This is a genomic window from Anaerolentibacter hominis, assembly GCF_032380675.1.
In the GTDB taxonomy this organism is placed as follows: Bacteria; Bacillota; Clostridia; order Lachnospirales; family Lachnospiraceae; genus Anaerolentibacter; species Anaerolentibacter hominis.
In genome coordinates this window covers 1,175,945-1,199,046 of the sequence record NZ_JAWDIX010000001.1, presented here as the reverse complement: position 1 = coordinate 1,199,046, position 23,102 = coordinate 1,175,945, and the positions used below count along the sequence as shown (strand labels likewise).

At 46.9% G+C, this 23,102-nt stretch carries 19 protein-coding genes and 1 riboswitch; of the genes, 5 read left to right on the top strand and 14 right to left on the bottom strand.

Annotated features, from left to right (window positions below; genetic code table 11):
* Positions 1-11 precede the first annotated feature (11 nt).
* From ABCW47_RS05580 to rbr, 3 genes are all read right to left on the bottom strand, one after another.
* Positions 12-887, bottom strand: a complete 876-nt coding sequence (locus ABCW47_RS05580) for an undecaprenyl-diphosphate phosphatase (RefSeq protein WP_343208867.1) — start codon at positions 885-887, stop codon at positions 12-14.
* Positions 888-1,050: 163 nt separating this feature from the next.
* A complete protein-coding gene (locus ABCW47_RS05575) occupies positions 1,051-1,740 on the bottom strand; it encodes a ClpP family protease (protein ID WP_343208866.1) in 690 nt (229 codons plus the stop codon).
* Positions 1,741-1,752: 12 nt separating this feature from the next.
* The gene (gene rbr, locus ABCW47_RS05570) at positions 1,753-2,349 is read right to left on the bottom strand and encodes a rubrerythrin (RefSeq protein ID WP_343208865.1); all 597 of its coding nucleotides are present in this window, start codon (positions 2,347-2,349) and stop codon (positions 1,753-1,755) included.
* A gap of 324 nt (positions 2,350-2,673) precedes the next feature.
* Between rbr and ABCW47_RS05565 the strand changes: the two genes are divergently transcribed.
* Entirely contained in the window at positions 2,674-6,303 is a 3,630-nt protein-coding gene (locus ABCW47_RS05565; protein ID WP_343208864.1) for a DUF7402 domain-containing protein, read from the top strand.
* Positions 6,304-6,387: 84 nt separating this feature from the next.
* Here ABCW47_RS05565 and ABCW47_RS05560 read toward each other — a convergent pair whose 3' ends face one another.
* The 8 genes from ABCW47_RS05560 to ABCW47_RS05525 all read right to left on the bottom strand — a co-directional run bounded on the left by ABCW47_RS05560 (position 6,388) and on the right by ABCW47_RS05525 (position 14,171).
* Positions 6,388-7,677, bottom strand: coding sequence for an FAD-dependent oxidoreductase (locus ABCW47_RS05560; RefSeq protein ID WP_343208863.1), 1,290 nt, complete (start codon positions 7,675-7,677; stop codon positions 6,388-6,390).
* Between the two features lie 244 nt (positions 7,678-7,921).
* On the bottom strand, positions 7,922-8,872 hold the full coding sequence (locus tag ABCW47_RS05555) for a calcium/sodium antiporter (RefSeq protein ID WP_343208862.1): 951 nt from the start codon (positions 8,870-8,872) through the stop codon (positions 7,922-7,924).
* 229 nt (positions 8,873-9,101) lie between these two features.
* The gene (locus ABCW47_RS05550; protein WP_343208861.1) at positions 9,102-10,142 is read right to left on the bottom strand and encodes a polysaccharide deacetylase family protein; all 1,041 of its coding nucleotides are present in this window, start codon (positions 10,140-10,142) and stop codon (positions 9,102-9,104) included.
* Positions 10,143-10,331: 189 nt separating this feature from the next.
* The gene (locus ABCW47_RS05545) at positions 10,332-10,832 is read right to left on the bottom strand and encodes a hypothetical protein (protein ID WP_343208860.1); all 501 of its coding nucleotides are present in this window, start codon (positions 10,830-10,832) and stop codon (positions 10,332-10,334) included.
* The gene (locus tag ABCW47_RS05540) at positions 10,832-12,085 is read right to left on the bottom strand and encodes an aminopeptidase (RefSeq protein WP_343208859.1); all 1,254 of its coding nucleotides are present in this window, start codon (positions 12,083-12,085) and stop codon (positions 10,832-10,834) included. Before ABCW47_RS05540 ends, ABCW47_RS05545 begins: the two co-directional genes overlap by 1 nt.
* 255 nt (positions 12,086-12,340) lie before the next feature.
* Complete coding sequence (thiW, locus tag ABCW47_RS05535; RefSeq protein ID WP_343208858.1) at positions 12,341-12,853, bottom strand: energy coupling factor transporter S component ThiW; 513 nt, start codon at positions 12,851-12,853, stop codon at positions 12,341-12,343.
* A gap of 118 nt (positions 12,854-12,971) precedes the next feature.
* A riboswitch (TPP riboswitch) is annotated at positions 12,972-13,079 on the bottom strand.
* 54 nt (positions 13,080-13,133) lie between these two features.
* On the bottom strand, positions 13,134-13,736 hold the full coding sequence (locus ABCW47_RS05530; RefSeq protein ID WP_343208857.1) for an MBL fold metallo-hydrolase: 603 nt from the start codon (positions 13,734-13,736) through the stop codon (positions 13,134-13,136).
* An 18-nt stretch (positions 13,737-13,754) separates the two neighbouring features.
* A complete protein-coding gene (locus ABCW47_RS05525; RefSeq protein ID WP_343208856.1) occupies positions 13,755-14,171 on the bottom strand; it encodes an EamA family transporter in 417 nt (138 codons plus the stop codon).
* A gap of 171 nt (positions 14,172-14,342) precedes the next feature.
* Here ABCW47_RS05525 and ABCW47_RS05520 point away from each other — a divergent pair, with 171 nt between their 5' ends.
* Together ABCW47_RS05520 and ABCW47_RS05515 are read left to right on the top strand one after the other, a co-directional pair.
* Positions 14,343-15,101 carry a MerR family transcriptional regulator gene (locus ABCW47_RS05520; RefSeq protein ID WP_343208855.1) on the top strand — a complete coding sequence of 253 codons (759 nt, stop codon included), beginning with the start codon at positions 14,343-14,345 and terminating at the stop codon, positions 15,099-15,101.
* Between the two features lie 143 nt (positions 15,102-15,244).
* Complete coding sequence (locus ABCW47_RS05515; RefSeq protein WP_343208854.1) at positions 15,245-15,769, top strand: DsbA family oxidoreductase; 525 nt, start codon at positions 15,245-15,247, stop codon at positions 15,767-15,769.
* Positions 15,770-15,831: 62 nt separating this feature from the next.
* Here the strand turns inward: ABCW47_RS05515 and ABCW47_RS05510 are convergent, their stop codons facing one another.
* Positions 15,832-17,334, bottom strand: coding sequence for a catalase (locus ABCW47_RS05510; protein ID WP_343208853.1), 1,503 nt, complete (start codon positions 17,332-17,334; stop codon positions 15,832-15,834).
* A 285-nt stretch (positions 17,335-17,619) separates the two neighbouring features.
* Positions 17,620-18,030: a zinc ribbon domain-containing protein gene (locus ABCW47_RS05505; RefSeq protein ID WP_343208852.1), complete on the bottom strand. Its 411-nt coding sequence runs from the start codon at positions 18,028-18,030 to the stop codon at positions 17,620-17,622.
* Between the two features lie 339 nt (positions 18,031-18,369).
* Between ABCW47_RS05505 and ABCW47_RS05500 the strand changes: the two genes are divergently transcribed.
* Both ABCW47_RS05500 and nagZ read left to right on the top strand, forming a co-directional pair.
* Positions 18,370-18,747, top strand: coding sequence for a MerR family transcriptional regulator (locus ABCW47_RS05500; protein ID WP_343208851.1), 378 nt, complete (start codon positions 18,370-18,372; stop codon positions 18,745-18,747).
* A complete protein-coding gene (gene nagZ / locus ABCW47_RS05495; protein ID WP_343208850.1) occupies positions 18,744-20,051 on the top strand; it encodes a beta-N-acetylhexosaminidase in 1,308 nt (435 codons plus the stop codon). Before ABCW47_RS05500 ends, nagZ begins: the two co-directional genes overlap by 4 nt.
* An 87-nt stretch (positions 20,052-20,138) precedes the next feature.
* Here the strand turns inward: nagZ and ABCW47_RS05490 are convergent, their stop codons facing one another.
* Complete coding sequence (locus tag ABCW47_RS05490) at positions 20,139-23,087, bottom strand: EAL domain-containing protein (RefSeq protein WP_343208849.1); 2,949 nt, start codon at positions 23,085-23,087, stop codon at positions 20,139-20,141.
* Between the last annotated feature and the right edge of the window lie 15 nt (positions 23,088-23,102).

Here is a 23,102-nt window from a genome sequence, read left to right as displayed (position 1 = left end):
AAAGCTGCCTCCTATCTAACAAAATTCCAAATAATAGCTATAATTCCAATCACAAAACAATAAATTGAGAATCCGATAAATCGTTTTCCTCTCACGATGACCAGCATCGTCTTGATGCAAATGTAGCCAACCACCGCCGCAATCACCATACCTGCCACGTAGTAGACAATCTCCGCAGGCTGGACGGAAATCGCTGTAAAATCCTTCAGTTCCAGCACCACAGCTCCCAGCACGGCCGGAATCGACATGATAAAGGAATACTTTACTGCAAATGTCTTCTCAAATCCGCACAGCAGTCCGACCATAATGGTCGTCCCGGACCGGGACAGACCCGGCATGGTGGCCACGCCCTGAGCGGTTCCAACAACCGCCGCATCTAAATATGTAGCCTGGTTCGCCCGCTTCATGCCCACATCCACGTAATCGGCAACCAGCAGCATCATCCCCGTGGCAATCAGGCAGATGCCCGGAACCAGAAGGGTTGTAGAGGTCACCGTGACGATATCTTTCAGCAGAAGGCCCAGGATTCCGGTGGGAATCGTAGATACCAGGATCAGCATTACAAACCGGCGGTAGGAAGTAAATAAAACCTTGCGGTATCTTTTCCCCGATTTTCCAACGGTGTTGGCAAAAAACACGCCTATGTTGTAAAAGAAATCTGCGATAATCCCCAGACCTTCCACAATCATGCGGCCGATATCCCGGTGAAAGGCCACAAAAATAGCTACCAGTGTTCCAAAATGAAGCATTACATCAAACAGCAGGCCCGTATCAGTCTGAAAATTCAGAATATTTCTAAAAATGGCCAGATGGCCGGAGCTGCTGATCGGCAGGAATTCCGCAATCCCCTGCACCAGGCCCAGAATAATTGCTTTGAAAAGTGTCATAACAACCTCCGCTCTCTTGCTTTATCTCTTGTATAATCCCCAAAATTCAATTCCCTCTTTACCCTGATTCAGCAGTGAGGTTGCCCCACTGCTGAATCAAGTTTCTATCCATATACCCGTATTTATTATACCTGTAATCAGGGTGCTTTGCAAGTTCCATTCCTCAGGATTCCCGGCCAGGCTGCTGCCTTTCCCCGATCATCTCATAAAGCTTGCTCATGGCCTCTTTCAGCCCTCCGATTTCATCTATGATACCCTCGTCCACCGCTTCTTTTCCCACCAGGATAGTACCTACATCCTTCACCATCATCTTGGTGTTGAGCATAAGCTCTTCCAGACGTTCCTGATCAATGTGGGAGTGAGCCTCCACGAAACCGGTAATCCGGTCCTGAATCTGCATAAAATGCTGATAGGTCTGCACAACGCCGATTACCATCCCGCTCATCCGCACCGGATGCACTACCATCGTTCCGCTGGGTACGATAAAGGAATAATCGGCGGAAACCGCCAGCGGGACACCGATGGAATGGCTTCCGCCCAGAACAAGGGATACCGTCGGCTTGCTCAGGGAAGCAATCATTTCCGCGATCGCAAGCCCGGCCTCCACGTCTCCGCCTACCGTATTGATCAGGATCAGAAGTCCCTGAATATCCTTGTCATCTTCCACCTTTGCCAGCATGGGCAGAACGTGTTCGTATTTCGTGGATTTTGTACTTTCCGACAGACATTCGTGTCCTTCAATCTCACCGATGATCGTCAGCAGATGAATCCTACAGTTCTCCTGATTATTGTCCAGTGTCAGCTGTCCTGTCTCTTTAATCTCTTCTGTTTCTTTTTTCTCCGTGTCTGCCATACCGTCCCCCTCTTAGTTCGAATATGGCGCTAATTCCAGACGGATGAAATAGCCTTTGTCATGCTGGCACACCGGGCACTTCTCCGGAACTTCTTTTCCAGTGTAGATATAGCCGCAGTTTAGGCACATCCAGCCGGTCTGAACATCGGAAACAAACAGCTTGTTGTCTTTTAAATACTCCGCGAATTTCTTGAAGCGGTCTCCATGAGTTTTTTCGATTGCCGCGATCATATCAAAGGTAACCGCAACCTTCGCAAGTCCCTCGTCTCTGGCTGTCTGCGCAAATGACGGATATACATCTCCATGCTCCTCGTACTCATTGTGCGCCGCAGCTTCCAGTACCTTAGTCATGTCTTCAAACAGGTCTACCGGATAGCCTCCGTCAATGTGAATGGTATCACCGGCTTCATCTCTAAGTAAATCATAGAAAATCTCCGCATGCTCTTTTTCCTGGTTTGCCGTAAAGGTAAAAATCGCTTCCAGAACGTGTAAATGTTCCTTTTTTGCTTGGGACGCCGCAATGGTGTAACGATTTCTGGCCTGGCTCTCGCCTGCAAAGGCCCTCATCAGATTCTTCTTCGTCTCACTATGTTTAAATTCAACTGCCATTGTTATTCCTCCATTTCTGATTTTTTTAATCCCTTTCTGTGAAAAGAAAGCGGAAAATTCAAGACGCGCTCGCGGGTCTTGGCGCACAATTCGAGTCTGCGTAAGCAGACATTATTTTTATCCGAATCGCTGTGCATCCTCGCAAAGCTACACTTCTATGATTTACCAGAACAGGAAAAACTATTCGTTACGGAATTTACGTCATAAAATAAAAAAAGTTCAAAAACCTCATACTGTATGATTTTATTTTTACTCTCTCTATGCTACGCTTCTTTTAATAGCAGTCCGTTTAATCGCCAACAGACATAAAGGGGAGGAATTAATATGAAAATCCAGGAAGCAAGAAAATTTGGTACGTCTTTTCTCACGTACCTGCTTATTATTTGCCTTTTATTATCAGGAACATCTGTGCCAGCATCCGCAGAAAGCAGTGACGTTGTCCTGACATTTGAAGATCTCTCCGTAAATGATATGGAGCCGAAGGCATTGGAGGGTCTATACGGACACTGTAATTTCGGGCAGGGGATGTGGAACATCGTCAATTCAGCCCAAAATGGAAAGGAACTTTATGCAAATGATCTTTCCGAAGACCAGCAGGTATGTAAGATAGCGATTCCTGAAAATAGTATTTTTACCGGTTTTAAGGCCAGGGGCAATAATGATGTTCACATTCAGGTTGTTTCCGGTGTTGACCAAAAGAGTTTTACATTATCAGAAACGAAAGAGGAATATAAAACGGATTTCCAAACTCCTTGTGAAGCGGTTTACATCATTATATCTTCCGCCGGCGGGGCATCATCGGCGAAGTTCGACGATATTACGCTCACCCCATCTGCACCGGCTGCTCCGGAAGATCTGGCTGATGCAAAGGAACCGGGGCAGGTTGTAAATTACAATCTCTCTTATGGAAAAGGAGTCGTATCGGGCAGCAATGATAAATCATTCGGCTCATCCGGCTATATTACAGATAATGACGCCGCAACCTCTTGGACGCCCGGGGAAAATGAGTCTGCTGTCATTGACTATGGGAAAAAATATCAATTTTCTGAGTTTTTATTAGAATACAATGATCCTACGAATCCTAAGCAATACCGGATATTTATTTCCGATGATAAGGATACCTGGACGGAACTTGTAGATCGTTCCTCCGGCAGTGATACCGGTGCTGTGCAAAGAGAGGAAGTTACAGCAGCAGGAAGATTTTTGAAGATAGAATTTACCCAGGCGCCGGCAAGTCTTACTGAATTTAAAGCATATGGAACGGAGGCACACAGGGAAAAACGCAAAATTATGGTTATTGTACCTCATCCGGGAGATGAAATGCGTATGTGCGGCGGGATTATCAGAGACGCGGTAATGAAGGGTGATGAAGTTAAGGTTGTGATCAGCGGCAATGGGGATTACAAGGGCCCGGATGAAGGAAAGAAACGTATTGCTGAAAGCATTGCTGCGTTGAATAACATTGGTGTAAAGACAAGTGATATTATTTTCATGGGCTATGCGGATAATGGAGGTCTAATCGGAAGTAACGGACAGGAGCCGGATGACAGCCACATTTATCAGATGTATACAGCCAGTGATGAGAATGCGGTAATACTAAGCAGAGAAGACAATTCACAAACCTATGGCCTGGATACGGGTAAGCAGGATTACCATTTCGAATATACAGGAGAACATGCAGATTATACCAGAAAAAACTTCATTGAGGATTTAATGCATGCAATAAAAGCATTTAGACCTACAGATATCTACTCCACCTCCTTGTATGATATGCATACCGACCATGCTTACTTAAACTTATTTGTAAGGGAAGCTATTTTAACGCTGCAGAAACAGGATTATTTCTTTACGCCAACCCTGCGGGAGGGTATTATTCATTCCGTTGCAGGAGACAGCAATCTGGACGGAGGTCAGCGCTGGCCAGAAAATAATTCTGATGCTTCTGTTGCTTTTACAAAACCCAATCTTTTAGAAGAAGCTACAACCCTGGACTGGAATAAGCGGGTCAGCGTTACAGTTCCTTATCAGATGCGCCAGCCGGCGCCGTTTCGGTACAGTTTGAAAGACCAGAGCTTAAACCTTTATACCACCCAGTATCAGGACCTGTTTTTTGCTGCCTTTTCTAAATACGACGAGGTGTTCTGGGAGAAGTCTTTTACAAGCTTAACCTATTCTGCTTCTGTGCAAGTTAACGCTTCAAGTAATCAGGATAAAGCCAACCGGGTTTTAGACGGAATTGCTTCCGGATATATTCCTGCAATGGAAAAACTGGATTTTACAGCCTCGGCTTCTAAGAAAAGAGATGGATTTCCGGATGCGGAGTGGGTAGCAGACGGTCCAGGCGATTGGGTGGAACTTATGTGGAGTACGCCTCAAAAGGTACAAAAAATTGTGATCTATGACAGACCGGACACGGATCAGAACATTACATCTGGAAAGCTTACCTTTGACGATGGCACTACGAAAGAAGTAGGCGCGCTCCCTGAAAATGGCAGACCTTATGAACTTATACTGGAGACAGAGAAAGAGATGCAATCCCTGAAATTTGAAATAACCGGGGTTTCCAATGGAACCACAAATCCTGGCCTGGCCGAAATAGAAGTATTCGGATCAAGCAATCAAGAGAAAGAGTATCTGAAAAACCTGATATCCACGGCTAAGGCAATAAAAAATGACAATAGCGAATATACCACAGAAAGCTATACGGATTTGAAGGCTGCCATTATTAAGGCGGAAATGATTTTGAATTCTTCCGGTGATGCAGCAGCCTTAAGAGCGGCGGCACAAGAACTGCAGGCAGCTATAGATGGCCTGAAAAAAGCGGATCATAATAACAGCGGAGGTAATAATTTCAATCCGATTATTCCAGATCCGGAATCCGGTAAAGGAAAAACAGAGACAACTACTCAAACGCTGCCTGAATCTGGTACAATTATTGAGACTGTGATAAAAACGGATAGTAATGGCAATGTTACGGAAGGAATAACAAACGTAACCGCTGGAATAACATCAACGAATATAGAAAAAAAGGCGGCAAGGTTTAACATTATTCTTCCGGAACAAGAACTGCTGCATGCAGTCGAAGATGGTTCCAGCATTCTTAACATACTCCTGCCGGCAGAAGAACTAATGGTTCAATTGAACAGCGGAAAGGGAACTCTAATTGATGTATCTGTCACGATTCCGGATAGTATTATGAATCATGAGGCGCTGTCAATTGAGAATATTGAGCTGCCGAAAGAAGTGCTTGAGGCTGCTAAAAAGAATGGGACGGATGTTCAAATCACCTTTGTGAATGAACAGGGACAAAAATACTTTTCCTGGAAATTTGAGGCAAAGGCCCTTAAAAAAGCAGGAAAAATAAAAGATATCAATCTCGCTCTCGCTCTTCATCCGGATAATGAGGATGAGAGTATGGCAAAGCTGATTGACAAAAAGAATAAAGGAAAGAGCCTGATATTATCTTTTCAGCATGACGGAAAACTGCCTGAAAATACAAAGGTAACACTTTATCTTGGAGATCATAATGGGTGGAAACCGGGTAAGACAGGTTATCTGTATTATCATGATGAAAACAAAAATAAGCTGGTGGAACAAAACAAAAACAAATATAAAATTGATAAAAAGAAAGAGATAACGATCCAGATCAATTCTTGTTCCGACTATGTATTGCTTCCATATGTCCCAACCGGAAAAAATGTGGTTAAATTATTTGACGAAATATCGGTAAAGAAAACACTTACTCTGAAAAAAGGGAAGTCCGCAAGCCTTAAGGTAACGAACGGATTAAACGCAGACCTGGTCAAGAAATTCACCACAAGCAATAAGGCGGTTGCGACAGTGAGCAAAAATGGAAAAATTAACGCTAAAAAGCCGGGGACAACTGTGATTACTACAAAAATAACAATTAATGGTAAAACAAAACTATTTAAAACGAAAGTCTCCGTAAAATAGGCTGCAATGGAAAAGGGTGCCGAAATCATCAAAACAGATGAGATTGGCACCCTTGCTAATGTGTATAAATCAGCGCAGACTATTTCAAATTTTGTGTGAACACTTTATTTTATCCATTATCATTCTCATCTTGCTCAGATCTCCGATGAGAACCGCTCCCACCAACTGGTCTTCCACATAAAAATACTTTTCATAGGTTCCGGCTTCGTCCTTCTTTTCCTCGATCCGATAGGTCAGCCCCGGATTCTTCCCGATATCACCCATGGCAAAAAGCTTGGTATCCATGCCAAGAAAAGTCAGCATAGGTTCCTCCGGCTGATAGTGAAGGGATGCACCCGCAGCGTTGGCACCTGCAGTCTTGCCCATATTTACCGCCTGGGGCCAGATACCATAATTGATTCCGCCTAACTCCGCACAGTCTCCGCAGGCATAGATGCCCGGCACACTGGTCTCCATCTTGTCATTTACTACCACTGCTCTCTTAATCTCAATCCCCGCGTCGGCAGCGACCTGTGTATTGGCCCGGATGCCGCAGGATACAATCACCATCTGCGCCGGAAGATACTGTCCGCCCTTTAACGTGACACCGCCTACTTTACCGTCACCATTGATCAGTTCCGTAGCGGCGCTTGTCATCAGTCCGATGCCCGCTTTCTTTACCAGCTCTTCCAGAATCAGGCTGCTCGTCTCGTCCAGCTGCCGGTTCATAATATGGGGTTCCTGTTCCAGAACAGTTACATTCCGTCCTGCTTTCTTCAATTCCCAGGCCGCTTCCAGTCCCAGAACGCCTCCGCCGATTACCACCACATCCGTCACATCAGCAAGTAAATCCTGAACACGTTTCACATCCTTCAGATTCCGGATTGCGATAACGCCGTCCAGATCTGCTCCCGGGAACGGAGGAACAAAACAGCTTGCCCCCAGCGCATAGATACACTTGTCATAGCGGAACCTGGTTCCGTCGCTCATCTGTACTTCCCGGTTTTTTATATCAATTTTCTGGGCAGACTTCCCCAGCAAATTAATAATCCTGTTATTCTCATACCAGTTCGCATCATGGATCAGCAGAAGATTAACATCAATCGGCCGGGAGAGTGTTTTCGTAAGCATCGGTCTGTTGTAGCCGGGAACCTCTTCACTGGAAACCATGACAATAGAGCAGGTTTCATTCCTTTTTCTGATTTCCTCCGCCGCATTCACGCCTGCCGCACCGTTTCCCAGAATCAGGAATATTTCTTCTGTGTTGCGTATGCCTTCCTTTTCATCCGGCTCATAGGGGACAAAGCTCTCCGGACCGGCCCCGCATACCGGACATACATTCTTGTCAGCATCAAATATTTCACCGCAAACAAGACATTTTACCAATTTTCCCATAGGATCTCCTCTCGTCCAATACATCGCTTTTTTATCATTATAACACTAATATTCATTTTTTATCATGAAAGTAGATAAGACTCCCACCTCCATAGGTGGTGAGTAAATAACAAATTCGTTATGGTGGGAGCCCAGTCTCCTTCCAAGATAAAGCCTCCGGAGGATTACAGAGCCGCACAGATGTATTTTGTCATGCAAAACATGACGTGCGGCTCGCAGCAAGTACGCCGAGGCGTACTTGAAATCAAAAGCATACGATTCCCAGGTAACCGATGTAAACCGCCAGGGCCAGAACGCCCTGCCATCTGGAAAATTTCTGACGGATCATTGCAGGTATCAGGATGATCGCCGTAATCAAAAGAGCTACCGGCAGATCCAGCGTCACAGTCTGAGACGCTACCGGAAGGGAACCGCCGGAGATCAGGGCACAGATCGGGAGAATCATCGTTGTATCAATAATATTGGCGCCGATAATATTTCCCACCGACAGAGACGGCTGTTTTTTAATAATTGCCGTAATCGTCGTCACCAGTTCGGGAAGAGAAGTTCCGATTGCAATAGCGGTCAGGCCGATGATGTTTTCCGGTACATTCAGGTTTCTGGCGATCTCGCTGCCCTTATCCACCAGGATCTGGGAACCCACCACGATAAAGATCGCCCCGATGATAAGGGCCAGAATATTCTTTGCCTTATCCCTCTTATTAACCGCCTCCGGTTCCTGCGCCGCATTTTTGTTTTCCCTTTTTGCACTTCTCACGTTCTCATACAGAAATAGAATAAATACCAGAAGTATAGCCAGGCTGCTTCCAAGCGTCAGCGCTCCGCCCATACTGCCTGCGAGCAGTCCTGCGATAGCGGCAAAAAGCAGTACACATTTGGGCCACATCTTCCTGGTTGGAAATACCGATGGCAAAAAGAAAATGCCGATCGCCATGATCAGTCCGGTATTGGCAATGACCGACCCGACCGCGTTTCCGATCGCCATCTCAACTTTGCCCTGACCGGCTGCAATCGCAGATACAAAAAGCTCCGGCAATGTTGTCGCCAGGCTGACAATCGTAGCCCCGATGATTACCTTGGGAATATGAAACGCATCTGCTATCCAGACGGCTCCGTCCACAAACATATCTCCGCCTTTGATGATCAGGATGATCCCGATAATAAAAATAGTGTACAACAGTAATTGATCTAACATAGTACGATGTTCTCCCTTCTGAACAGATGAAATGAAAAAAGAACGAAACCTCCGGTACGCTGCCGTACCAAAAGTCTCGTTCCTCCCGATTTCGGAAAGGGGCGCGCCCATGGCCATGCCAGGTATGTTGGACGCACTGCTTGCAACTACTCCCTTTTGTCTGTGGACAAGAATACCACATTTTACAAGTTTCGTCAATCTTATTTCCAAATGACAGCAGCTCTGGATGTCATCGTTTGAACTGAATCGGTTTTACATTTTCATCCAGCACACGGAACGTATATCCTTCATCCTGTAAGGTTTTAATAATCTCAGGCAAGGCTTCCACTGTTGTCTGTTTTACATTGGTATCGTGCATGAGTACGATGGATGCACCGGTCTTGCCGTGTACTTCATCCAGCACATTTTTCTTGATTTCTTTCGCGGTGGCCTTGCCTCTTGCATCCCCGGAATCTACATTCCAGTCAAAATAAACAAAACCCCTGCGCTCCATCTCATCAATAAGCTCATTATAATAGTTCTTATTGTAGGAGTTCACGCTGCCGCCCGGGAAACGGAAGATCCGGCATCTCACACCGGTTTTCTCTTCCAGATAATTATAGATTGTGTTAAAATCCTTCAAATATGCGCTGACCGAGGCGTAAATCTGAGTATACACATGGCTTGCCGTATGAATTGCAAGCGAATGTCCCCGTTTTACAATCTCATTATAGGCGTCCACAGAGGATTGCTGTGTCTTCTGTATAACAAAAAATGTAGCCTTTACATTATACTCATCCAGAATATCCAGAATCTCCGGTGTCAGATCGGAAGGGCCGTCGTCAAAGGTAAGATAAACCACCTTGCTCCGATCTACCTTAGGCATGTACATCTCACTGGCATACAGAGACGGATATTTGCTCTCATATCCCGGCGCCGCGATATCCGGTACTTTACTTCCGCCCTTATTCACACTCTTTTTCAGATCACTGACCTGGTCTTTCAGGCGTACAACATAGTCGTCAACCTCTTCTTTCGACTGGGTCATGCTGTCAAGCTCGTCCGTCAGCTGTGCAACCTGTCCGGAAAGTTCGCTATTCTGCTTGTTTAAATCTTCCGCCTCATCGTGCAGAGAACCCACACTTGCCGTTGTTTCTTCCAGGGTTGACGTAAGCCTGTTCTGCGCTTTCTGTGTATGAAACGCATAAAAAATAAAAAAGGCGGTCTCCACAAAGAAAAAAATCAAAAGCACTATGACAAGGTTATTTTTCCTTTTTCTCCCCTCGTACATTTCACTTTTCCCTTCTCATTCTCTTTCTTGTATCATTATGTCCTTTTCAAACTTTTATGTCAATGAAATAGGATTTAACTTTGTATGAATAAACCATTACAAACTTACTATAATTATTGTATCAATTATTGCATCCAAAAAACCGCAGACACTTATCCTAGTATCTGCGGTTTCGCTTCTTTTACTTTACTAATTATTTCTAATTGTTTCAAACTGCCAGCAGGCCCTTTGAAGCCGGATACGATCGTCGGAAAACAGGACCCATTTTCCCGCATAGCTGCTCCAGAGAGTCAGCCTGCTCTCCGGAAAATAAAAGGTGGAGAATACTATTTCCCGGTAACTGAGCGTAACGAGAAGCTTTCTGATATCCGGTGTGAGCATATAGTAGAGCTTTTCAGGATCAAAAAACGGTTCCATACGGCTCAGACACGCCGGCTCCGCCAGGCTTTTCTTTACTCTCATCCTGATTTCTTCCGGCAGCCGGGGATAATAAAAATCTCCATATGCCGCCCCTTCCTTCTCCCACTCTGTCAGGATATCTGCAAACTGCTCAAATTCCGGTTCCAGTCCCTCCAGAATCCGATAGAAATACCTGTCCATACCGGTCAGTATATTGTCAACGAAGAGGGGCTTTTTTCTTTCAAATTCATCCTGAGACAGCGAAAACTCTGCGCCGGGCGGATGCTGCATTACTTTGCCGCCTTTTTTCTGGGTGAAAACGCCCAGTTTCCTTTCTTGAATATGGGTACATCAATCCCGTCCTTCGTGTGTCCGGTGATCTCCATATCCCTGCTTCCGATCATAAAATCAACATGGATCATGGAGTCATTAATACCCTTCTCCCCCTGCTGCTCCTTATTCAACGTCTCATAATCCGGCAGCACATTGGAAAAGCCCCGTCCTACCGCCAGATGGCAGCTGGCATTTTCATCAAACAGAGTCTCATAGAACATCACGCCGGAATTGGATATCGGAGAATCGTGAGGAACCAGGGCAACCTCCCCCAGCATGGACGCGCCCTCGTCCATAGATAGCATGGTCTTTAACGCTGCCTCTCCTTTCTTCGCTTTCGCCTTCACAACACGGCCGTTTTCAAAGGTCATTGAAAAGTCTTCAATCAACTGTCCCTGATAGGACAGGGGCTTCGTGGCGACCACTTTACCCTCGGCTCTTCCCCGCATAGGCGTGGTAAAGATCTCTTCGGTAGGCATGTTGGGATTAAAATACTGCCCGCCCATCGTATTCTCTCCGCCACCCATCCATCTGGCGCCGGGGATCATCCATACCGTAAAGTCCGTTCCATTTTTACTTTTATAGGAAATAGACTCAAAATCCATGTTATTCAGCCATTCGCACCGTTCTTTAAAGTTCTCATTGTGCTTCTTCCATGCCTTTACCGGATCGTTGTCCGGAGTCAAATGAACCGCTTTGAAAATCTCCTCCCACAGCAGGGTAACGGCCTTTTTGGTGGGCACACCAGGATATACTTTCTTTGCCCAGGCCTTGGAAGGCGCTGCGGCGATCACCCACTGATACCGGTTTTCCAGCGCATCTATATAAGGTTTCAGCACACTGTGGCGGCTGACAGAAGCCTTCTGAAGCTTCTCCTGATCGAGTCCGTTCAAGCCATCGGGATCTTCGGAGACAATGTGAATCCGGCAGGGAAGTTCTTCCACCTGCATCTTATATTTCTCTTCTCTCCACTTCGGTACAAGTGACAGCTGTTCGGTCGTCTCATACTGATAAACCAGTTTAGTAATTTCCTGGCAGCCCCAGTCAACTAAGACCCAGGCTGCTCCGGCTTTGTAGGCTTCCTCCGTGATACAGGCCACCAGATCCTTCTGGTCGGTGGCGGCATCGATCATAACTCCCTGACCCTTTTGTACATTTGCTCCAACCCGAACAATCAGTTTCGCATATTTTTTCAGCATTTTCTTTTTCATTTTATCTCCATTTCCGAAGCACGTATATCCATGCCTTTCCCGTTTATTTCTCCGGTGTCTCTTATTACCATTTTCTGCTTACATTATAAATAGTATGTCAAGCAAAGTAAAGTTAAGAGTGGGTAAAGCAGGGTAAACCAAGTCCATGTACAACAGACCCGTCAACAACAGCTTCATCCATGCTTTTTCCTTAAAATTTCCAGAACTGCGCGGTAATATGCATATCGGCCGCAGTATTACATGGATATGCAGGTTTCAGCCCGCATTATCTTCTTTTTTTAACATCTTCATCACGCCGGCCCTGCTCAGGATGACGATGACAGCCGCCGCAATGATGGTTCCGCCCAGGCTGCTCACCAGAAATGGAATTACATAGGCAAACAGCGCAGCCTCTTTTCCCATCACAAGACTGGCTACCGGATAGGCTGCCAGCGCACCGATTATACTGGTTCCCACAAGCTCGCCGATGCATGCGAACGGAATTTTCTTCGTCAGACGGTACAGATACCCGCACAGCAGCGCTCCGAACATGCTGCCGGGAAAGGCAAGCAGGGTTCCCGTTCCCATAAGATTACGGATCAGGCTGGTAACAAAGGCTGCTCCAAAGCCGTACCAGGGTCCCAAAAACACGCCGCACATTACGTTGACAAAATGCTGGACCGGAAAACATTTGGAAGCTCCCACAGGAATGCTGAGCGGTGAACATACTACCGCAACCGCTGCCAGAATACCCGCCAGAGCCAGTTTCTTGATGTCTGTTTTTTTCATTTTTCTTTTCCTCCATCTCTTTTTGCCGATCGGATCATGCAGTTCCTGTCATCTTAGAATTTCCGGAACTTTCCTATGTAATAAAAAAAGGCTACGCCGCAACGCGGCATAGCCTATACATCTCACTCGGTTATGATCCCTACGTTGGCATTATCCAAATCAGGTTCACGGGTCGAAGTTACAAACTTCCTCTCAGCCTGTCGCACAAGCTCCCCGGTTATGTAGCTGCAGTCACTGTTCTGTACTGCTACGGCAAATCTACCACAACAGCATGTCTTTGTCAAGAGAGTATAATCTCTTCCCCCGGCCGGACCGTCAGCCAGCCGTCGGACTGAAAGCCAGCTGCCATTTTCTCATCATAGAGTTCTCCCGGCTTCATATGGATAGGAATATTGTGTGCCGCTTTCACGATCTTACCGCACTCTCTGGCCTCGTTCTCATCCATATTGTAGATTCCGTCTGCCGGAAAAAGGGCGTAATCAATGTGATGCGCCGGATACGCAGACATTTCTTCTGTGATGGAGGTGTCCCCGGATGCATAGATCAGCAGCCCGTCCAGGTAGATAAAATACCCGACACATTCTGTCCGGCTGTGATTTTTATTATAGGCGGGAACCGCCCTGATCCGGCAGCCATCCACCTGAAATTCCTGATAAATTCCTGCTTTCAGCGCATCCTCATTTTGTATCACCAGACAGTTCTCTTTTCTGGCAGGCAGATCAATCCGGTTGTGATCGAAATGCTGATGAGTGACCAGGATCACGTCTGCCGGCTCATCGTAGCCGTCCCCCGCAAAAGGGTCCACGTATAGAACAAGCCCGTCCTCCCCTGTCAGACGGTAGCTGCCATGTCCCTGATAATATAATCTTGTCTCAGCTGCCATTTGTTACCTCTCCTTTCACTATTTTAAAATCAGGATAAACGTGCCTATCGTGATAAAGATGCCGCCAAGCACGGTTTTCACTGTGAGCGCCTCCTTCAATATCACAAAAGCCAATATCATTGTTATCACCACGCTGAATTTATCAATAGGCACAACCCTGGAGGCATCTCCCATCTGAAGCGCCTTATAATAAAACATCCAGGACAGCCCGGTGGCAATTCCTGATGCAATGAGAAATATCCAGCTTCTGGCGCCGATATTCCCGATTTCATGCTGTCTGCCCGTGAGAAATACAATGCTCCAGGCCATGATCAGGACCACAGCTGTCCGGATCGCCGTAGCCAGATTCGAGTTGATATGTTCCATCCCCATCTTAGCAAATATGGAAGTAAATGCCGCAAACAGTGCGGATAGCAATGCATATACAGCCCACATAAAAACCCCCTCCTTCTTGTGAAAAATTATATCATATCCGAAAAAAAGTTCCAAACATAAAATAGGCCTTGACCTTACCGTTACGGAAAGGTTTATACTGTCCCTTGTAAAGAACCGGTCTTTTACATTGTGTACACAAATCGATACGAATTATACAGAAAGGATTTATGAATGGAATATACCGTTTTGAAATTGGCCCGTCTGGCTGGGATCAGCAGCCGGACGCTGCGCTACTATGATGAAATCGGGCTGCTGAAGCCAGAGCGGCTCAGCCAGTCCGGTTATCGGATCTATGGACAAAAGCAGTTGGATCTTCTGCAGCAGATTCTCTTTTACCGCGAGCTTGGGTTCGAACTGGATCAGATCCAGGATGTTTTATCCGATCCGGCCTTCGATGTGCACAGCGCTCTGGAAAGTCACCTTAAGGCTCTGTACGAACGCCGGAATCGGCTGGACAGTCTGATACAGACGGTAAAAAAGACATTAAGGAAAGAGGAAGGAAACTATACCATGACAGATCAGGAAAAATTCAAAGGTTTTATCAAAGCAGAACTGGATAAAAATGAGGCAGCATATGGAAAAGAGATTCGTGATAAATACGGGGATCAGGCCGTGGAGGCAAGCAACCAGAAGTTTGCCGGTCTGACGGAGGAGGAATACAACCAGATGAATGAACTGGGCGACGCGATACGCCGGGAGCTGGAAGAGGCGGTTGTAAACAAAGAATCTCCGGAAGGTGAAAAAGGCAGGAAGATTGCCTCTATGCACCGGGAGTGGCTTACATTTACCTGGCCGGCCTACAGCGCCGAGGCTCACGCAGGGCTGGTCCGGATGTATACAGAAGATCCCAGATTTACGGCGTACTATGATGAGAACACAGCAGGCTGCGCCGCATTTCTCCGGGATGCTGTCATAAGCTGGCTGTCCTGAGCAAACGCAAAAACTGCCCGGCTGAAAAACCAGGTACATTGAAAGAACAGAACCGGCATGGTAAATCCCGTGCCGGTTCTTTCTATGACTAATAAAATATGCTAAAATAGGAAAAACAAATAAAGAAAAGAATGGAGGTAGTCATGTCAAAGAAACTCAATATTTATTACGACTATATCTGCCCTTACTGTTACAAAGGCTGGAAAGAATTGTGTGAAATAATTAAGGATTATAAAGACGTGGAGTTAAACTGGGTTCCATGTGAATCCCATCCCCGGCCTGAGCCGGCATCCATCCACTCAGATCTGGCGGCTCAGGCGGCGTTTTATCTGATGGAACTGGGTCTTGATATTCAGCGGTACAACGCGCTGGTATATGCCGCACATTTTGATAAGAGGCAGAGAATTGATGACATTGAACTTCTCGCTGATCTGGCAGCGGAAGCCGGAGCAGAGAAAGATCAGGTGCTCGCCGTCTTAAAAAACGGAAGCTTCACAGAAAAGGTTCTGGCCGCCAACAGGCTGGTCTGGGGAACTATGGGTTTTGAGGCTGTGCCAAGCTATGAGTGGAATGGAAAAACAGCAGGTTCCCGCGGCGGTATCCTTGTCGCCAGAGATCAGGTAAGAAAGCTGTTTCAGGATGCAGATTCTGCATATGGTAAATATTAAAAGAATCCGGCCATATTAAAACGAGATTTCCGAATTAATATGGCCGGATTCCTTTTTGTTTTTTAGTTCAGCGTGGCCTGAATCAGAGATTTATGATCTCCCTCTGCCAATTTCTCCATCTTTTCCCGATCAAGGCCCATCGCCTCCGTGATACGGCGGCCGTATTCTTGATCTGCCCAGTAGCAGTGCACCGCATGACGGTACTTGATGTTTTCTGTAACCGGCTCAATATTCCGGGCCGTATTTTCAATCAGCAGCGCCCGTTTATCTTCTTCCATTACTCTCCAGAGGTCTCCTCCGGCCCTGAAGCAGTCGTCCGTAGGATCGTCCTGCGGGTCATAGGCATACAGAGCTCCGCTCAGATCCAGCGGCGGTTCCATGACATCCGGCTGGGCCGCCCATTCTCCCAGACTATTTGGACTGTACGCAGGAGCCCCGCCGTAGTTCCCATCGGTACGCATAAAGCCGTCCCTGTGATAATCGTGTACCTCGCATCTTGCCCTGTTAACCGGAATCTGGTTATAATTCACACCCAGACGGTATCGCTGGGCATCTCCGTACACGAACAGCCTGCCCTGCAGGAACTTATCCGGTGAGAATCCAATACCTGGTACCACATGGGCAGGAGTAAACGCTGCCTGCTCCACCTCGGCAAAATAATTATCCGGATTGCGGTTAAGCTCCAGAACGCCGACTTCATGCAGCGGAAATTCTTTATGACGCCATATTTTGGTGATATCGAATGGGTTCTCGTAGTGGTTCCTGGCCTGTTCTTCTGTCATGATCTGTACGTACATAGTCCAGCGGGGGTACTCTCCCTTCTCAATGGCCTCAAACAGATCACGTCCATGGCTTTCCCTGTCCCCGGCAATCAGAGCTTCCGCCTCCGCGTCCGTCAGATTCCGGATGCCCTGCTGGGTCTTAAAATGGAATTTACACCACACACGCTCATTTTTGTCATTATAAAAACTGAAGGTATGTTCACCAAAGAAATGCATGTGCCGGAACGAGGCCGGGATTCCTCTGTCGGACATAACAATTGTAGTCTGATGAAAGGTTTCCGGCAGCAGCGTCCAGAAATCCCAATTATTCTGGGCGGAACGCATACCGGTCCGGGGGTCCCTCTTGACGGCCCGGTTCAGATCCGGGAAATTATGGACATCCCGAAGGAAGAAAGTTGGCGTATTATTGCCAACCAAGTCCCAGTTGCCTTCCTCGGTATAAAATTTGACCGCCACACCCCGGATATCCCGCTCCGCATCCGCGGCTCCCCGCTCACCCGCCACAGTAGAAAAGCGCAGGAACAGGTCTGACTTCGCCCCCGGCTGAAGGACTTTGGCCCGGGTCCACTGTGAAATATCTTGGGTAACGGTCAGGGTCCCATAGGCGCCCCAGCCTTTGGCATGCATCCGGCGCTCGGGAATAACCTCCCGGTCGAAATGCGCCAGTTTTTCCAGAAGCCATACATCCTGTATCGCCACCGGCCCTCTTGGTCCAGCTGTCAGACTATGTTCGTTCTCTGCAACCGGTGCACCAACTTCATTTGTTAATTTCTTTAAGTCCATATAGATACCTCCTTTACTGAATGATCAGACCCGGTATCCAATCCCGAACAATCAGCGGGCCCGATGTCCCTGCAGCTTCCGTTCCCTCTACTCTTTTTTCACGAACTGAACATCTCTCTTTAATTTCAGTATAGCTTGTTTTAACCTGACGTCAAGCGGCTTTGTAAAGCTTATGCCATCCTTCCATACATCTCACTCCATTACTGTCGAAACAAATAAAGCGCCATATAATATGGCGCTTTATTTGTTCATGGAATCGCACGATATATAGATGCTGCCTTTCAGTCAAGGCAGCTTTTTCCCGCAATTACTGCAATAGGCAAAGTCTTCTTCTGCCCGGCTCCCGCAATAAGGACAAAATTTTGAACTGCCGCTTCCTGCTGCATGCTCTTCCTTCTGACTGATAACGTCATCCTTTGATTTCTTCCCTCCGAACAGCTCCTGAAGGGGATCTTTTTCCTCCGTCTCGTCTGTTATATCATATTCCGAGAACCGATCTTCCCCCGTGGCATTTTTCCAGTGGTATAAGCCCTGCACAGCAGCCAGTACGATAAATCCAACACCAAAAACAGTAAAAAAAACCGGAGCTCCCATTGAAACTGCTGCACCCGTCCAAATAATACCGAAAATCACGGCAAAGACGGAGCCAACTCCATTCATCATAGATGGTCCCCGGCCCGGTTTAATACTCTTCATCCGCTCTTCACTCTCCCTCTGCATTATTTACTGTAACTGAACTGTCATAATAGTAAACTTAAAGTTAACTCAAAGTCAATACGAATATTGACATTCACCCCTATCTGTTCTAAACTTCTCTCATGGAAGTAGATAAGACTCCCCCCTCTATAGGTGGTGAGTAAATAACAAATTCGTCTTGGTGGAAGCCCAGGCTCCTTCCAAGATAAAGCCTCCGGCGGCTCGCAGCAAGTACGCCGAGGCGTACTTGAAATTATAGCCCTTATTGGTTACCGGTTCAGTCAGGCTATGAACAAAACATGACTGGACTGTTTGTACTGTCAGAAAGGAGTTTACAGCATGACGTATTCAATCTCGGAAACTGCTGAAAAGATGAATCTGACTCCCTCCACGATCCGTTTTTATGAGAAGGAGGGGATTCTTTCCAATGTCCGACGCACGAATAAAGGAATCCGATATTTTACAGAGGAAGATATGGATACGCTTTCCATGGTCTGCTGTCTGAAAGATACCGGAATGTGCATTCGAGAAATCAGACATTATTTTGAACTATGCGAAAAGGGAGACTCCACTCTGCCGGAGCGGCTGGAGATTTTTCTGAATCATCGCAAATATCTGCTCAATGAGATAGAGACAATGAATAAATATCTGGACAAGATAAATTTCAAAATAGAATGGTATAAACGTCTCTGTCAGGAAAAAGGGGAAAAAGCTTGAGGAAAATACAGATCAGTATTTTTTTTCTTCTTCTTTCATGTGCTCTGATGGGCTGCTCCAGAAATGAAGAGGCTGCTTCGGATCAGAGCACATCGATTGCCACAGTGGAGGACAGCGAAGAATCTGCTGCCAAAGCTTCCGATCACGGGATACAGATGTACAGCAGGGGCGCTGGTGCGGACGAATCGTCCCAGGCCGAAGAACATCTGAAGGAGATGACTCTGGAGCAGAAGGTGGGCCAGCTTTTCTTACTCTCCTTCCGCAAATCGGAAAAGGATGAAACCGTATACAAAATCACCTCCTCCATGCGTGAAACGCTGGAATCCTTCCAGCCCTGCGGCATTATTTTATTTGACGAAAATATAGATTCTGTCAAGCAGGTGCAGGAATTTATAGCAGACGCACAGAGCACGGCAAAGATTCCGCTTTTTGTTTCCACAGATCAGGAAGGCGGCCGGGTGCAGCGGCTGAAACATTCCGACAAAATACCGGTAACAGATATACCACCCATGGCAAATCTGGGCAGGACGACCAATGTTACACTTTCCAGAGACGTGGGACACGTGATCGGCCAGGAATTATCCGTATTCGGATTTAACATGGATTATGCTCCTGATTGTGATGTGAATTCCAATCCGGACAACACGGTAATCGGGGATCGGGCTTTTTCCCAGGACCCGCAGATCGCCGCAGATATGTCCACAGCCCTTGCCCTTGGAATGAGGGACTATGGCGTTATTCCGGTCTGCAAGCATTTTCCGGGACATGGCGATACCAGTCAGGACTCTCATGACGGTTATGCTTCCAGTGCTAAGACTCTGGAGCAGCTGTGGCAGACTGAATTAATCCCTTTTGCAGAGCAGATTGAAAACGGGGCCCCGGCCATTATGGTGGCTCATATCAGCCTTCCCAATGTGACCAAGGATAAGATACCGGCCAGTCTGAATCCCGTTATTATCCATGATCTGCTCCGGGAAAAGATGGGGTATGACGGCCTGTTGATCACGGATGCGCTGGATATGGGTGCAATCACACAGAATTATTCCTCGGCAGAGGCCGCGGTGGCGGCAGTTCAGGCCGGTATAGATATCCTGCTGATGCCGGAAGATCCGCAGGCGGCCTATGAGGGAATCCTGAAGGCGGTCGAGGATGGAGAAATCAGCGAAGACCAGATTGATCAGTCGGTTCTCCGTATTTTAAGCGTCAAATATGCCTATGGTCTGTTTGAAGAACATGAGCTGCCGCCTGCAGATGTACTTGGCTGCAAGGCGCACAGAGATATTATCAGTCAGATCAACCAGTAATAAACAAACGCCGATACGCTTCGCGAATCGTCTTATTGTTAGCAAAAAAGTGCTGCCATCCGGCAGCACTTTCTATTTATCTTATTGCTACTTCTCCGCTGCCCTTACCTTTCGATACAGACGGCGCAGCCGTTCTTTCGTTTCTTTGGACAAATCCTTCAGGTCATGGTCAGCTCTCGCCAGACAGAAGCCCTGGATATAATCTGCACCTAATAGCACACTTTCTTCCAGCTCTTCCCAGGTTTCCACACCCTCCGCAATAATCTTTGATCCTTTTTCATGGCAATAATCGATCAGCCCTTTCACCAGCTTCTGCCTGTCGCCTTCTTTGTCAATCTCCCGTATGATATACTGATCCACTTTTACAAAAGCCGGGTCAATATAGAGCAGCGCGGCATTGTTGCTGTATCCCACTCCGAAATCGTCCAGGGCAAACTGCATATTCCATTTCCCGCACCATTGCCGTTTCTGTTCCATGCAGGCGGTATCCAGACCGGCATTTTCGGTTACTTCCACAACCGTTCTGTTTAACAGCGGACCATATTTTTCCTCCAGAGTCCGGAAACTTTCTGCATCCAGGCACTGATCCGGAAGGGAATTGAGAAACAGTCTGTATTTTTCATTTTCCGGCTGGTTATCAAAAGCTTTCAGCGCATTAAACCAGGTCCAGTATTCAATCAGATTCATCCTGGACTGGATACGGGCCAGACGGATAATATCCGCAGGTGTACTCAACAGTTCAGACTGAGGACGCATCAGCGCCTCGTAGGCAAAGATTTCCCCGGTTCTTGCATCTACAATCGGCTGGAACACATAGTCGATCAGCCCTTCATTCAGAACACGGGTCAGCTCACCGCCGCCCTGCAGCAAAATCTTATCCCGCAAATAGCTGTCCTTATTAAACAGCTTGATGTTCCCCTTGGAGTGGCTCTTCATCTCATACATGGCAAAGTCGGCATAGCGCAGCAGCCCCTCATAGTCTTGCGCATCCTGAGGATAAATCGCGATGCCGGCCGAGGCGCTTAAAAATACCTTCTTCTGATCAGGAAGCATCATGCCTGTACCCAGAATCTTTTCGTGGAGCCGGTAAAGATCCCGGCACATATCCTCTGCCGGCCGGTCGCCGTATAAAAAGACAATGAATTCATCCCCCGCCATCCTGGCCAGCAAAGAGTTGCCTTTTAATGTATTGAGCACATCCGCCACCCTGCAGATATACTTATCTCCCATATCATGACCATAGGTATCATTAAAATATTTCAGATTATCCAGATCCCAAATGGAAAAAACCGCATGTTTTACCTGCCCGGAGTGCAGAAGCTGTTTTACTTTATCTACAATTGCTCTCCGGTTCAGCAGATTGGTCAGTACGTCATAATCCCGCTCGTACTTGATCTTCTGCTTTTCCCTTACCTCCTTGGTCATATCCATCATCACACACAGACGGCGGGAGGACACATTAATCCAGCGGATATGAAGCCACCGGTTATGCCCTTCCCTGGTAACCATCTGGTAAATCCCCTCTTCAAAGGGTTCTTTGATAATCTGCTCCTGAAACCGTGCCATCTCCTGCTCAAATATTTTCCGGTCCACATAGTAGGAATCCGGTGAAGGGTACTCGCTGTCCATCAGCTTCAATACCTCTTTGGTACAAAATACCTCATTGGAATCCGGATCGTACTCAAATACACCCAGAGGCATCTCCGTCATATCCATAATTGTGGACATTTTATAAGCCGACTGCTCGATATTCCGGCCGAACTTTTCGATTGTTTCGGAAAGATTGTCGATCTCTCTTATCCCGGTCCTGGACAAATCCAGATTGGACATTTTCCGGTTTTTCAGCTGGCCCATCAGCCGGTTAATAGGGCGGACCGTAACCGCAACGATAAAAGTAGTAATTCCCAGGCTTACGATAAAGGTGACCGCCAGTACAAACAGTACGGAACGTATGAGACGGTCGGAATATTGGTGAATGGCATTATCCTGGACAAAGCCTCCCAGAACCCAGCTTTCTTGCTCAAACGGCGTGTTGCTGTTGTATAGTTTCAGAGGGCGTACAGATACATAACTCTCTGGATAATCTGCTTCATTCACATTATAGAAGCCCTTATACTTCCGGTCTTCTTTCAGGCGCAGCATCTCCCGCCCGTTGTTCTGTGCCCGGAAAAAGCTTCCTTCCGTGAGCACGGAACGATAACGCTCCCCGTCCGTCGTTACGCCCATGTAGTAAGACGCATTCGGATCAATGCTGATCTCCTCGCTGGGCAGAAATGTTTTCAGATAATCCAATGAAATCTCCACTCCCAGCACCCCGTATGCCTTATGATTTTCGTCCAGCAGGGGTACTGCATACGTTATGATTTCAATGTCCTTCTCCCGCAGCCGGAAACTGGGCGACCAATAACCCAGATTCTTGCTGCTTATATTGGTATATTCATTTCCGGCCTGAAAGGGCTTCTGATAAAAATCATCCTGCTCTGTGATATTAAGCCTGACTTTCCAGTGGCTGTCCATCGTCAGTCCCATTTCTTTCAGAAGAGTGCCCGGCCCTGCTTCCGCCAGAATATCGTAATTATTCTTTGAGACACTTCTGGGATTCAGATTTCGGATATAGAAGCTGTCCTTTTCCCCGCTGTCTCCGTCCAGAATAATAAATGCCCCCGTTGTTTCGCAGTGACGCAGCAATTTTAAGATATCATCGGATACTTCTTCAAGAGCCTCATGCCTGACATCTGTATCCCCCAGAAATTCTTGAACAGATTGATTGTTTTTTGTACTCATTCTCTTGATCTGCTCATCGATGGTCAGTCCGTATTCTCCAAAATCCATCCATTGAAGCATCTGTGTCTCCAAGGTCTTTTGTTTGGCGGAAACTGCATTGTCAAATATCTTAAATGCACTTCGCTCCAGCTGTGTCAAAGTGCCGCTGAACAGGAATGCGCATACGATAGCCACTACCTGGAGAATCATCATACCCAGGATAGGAAGAAATACCTTCGTTTTAATTGACGTACCTTTCTTTTTCCGCATCATCGTTTCCGCATAATT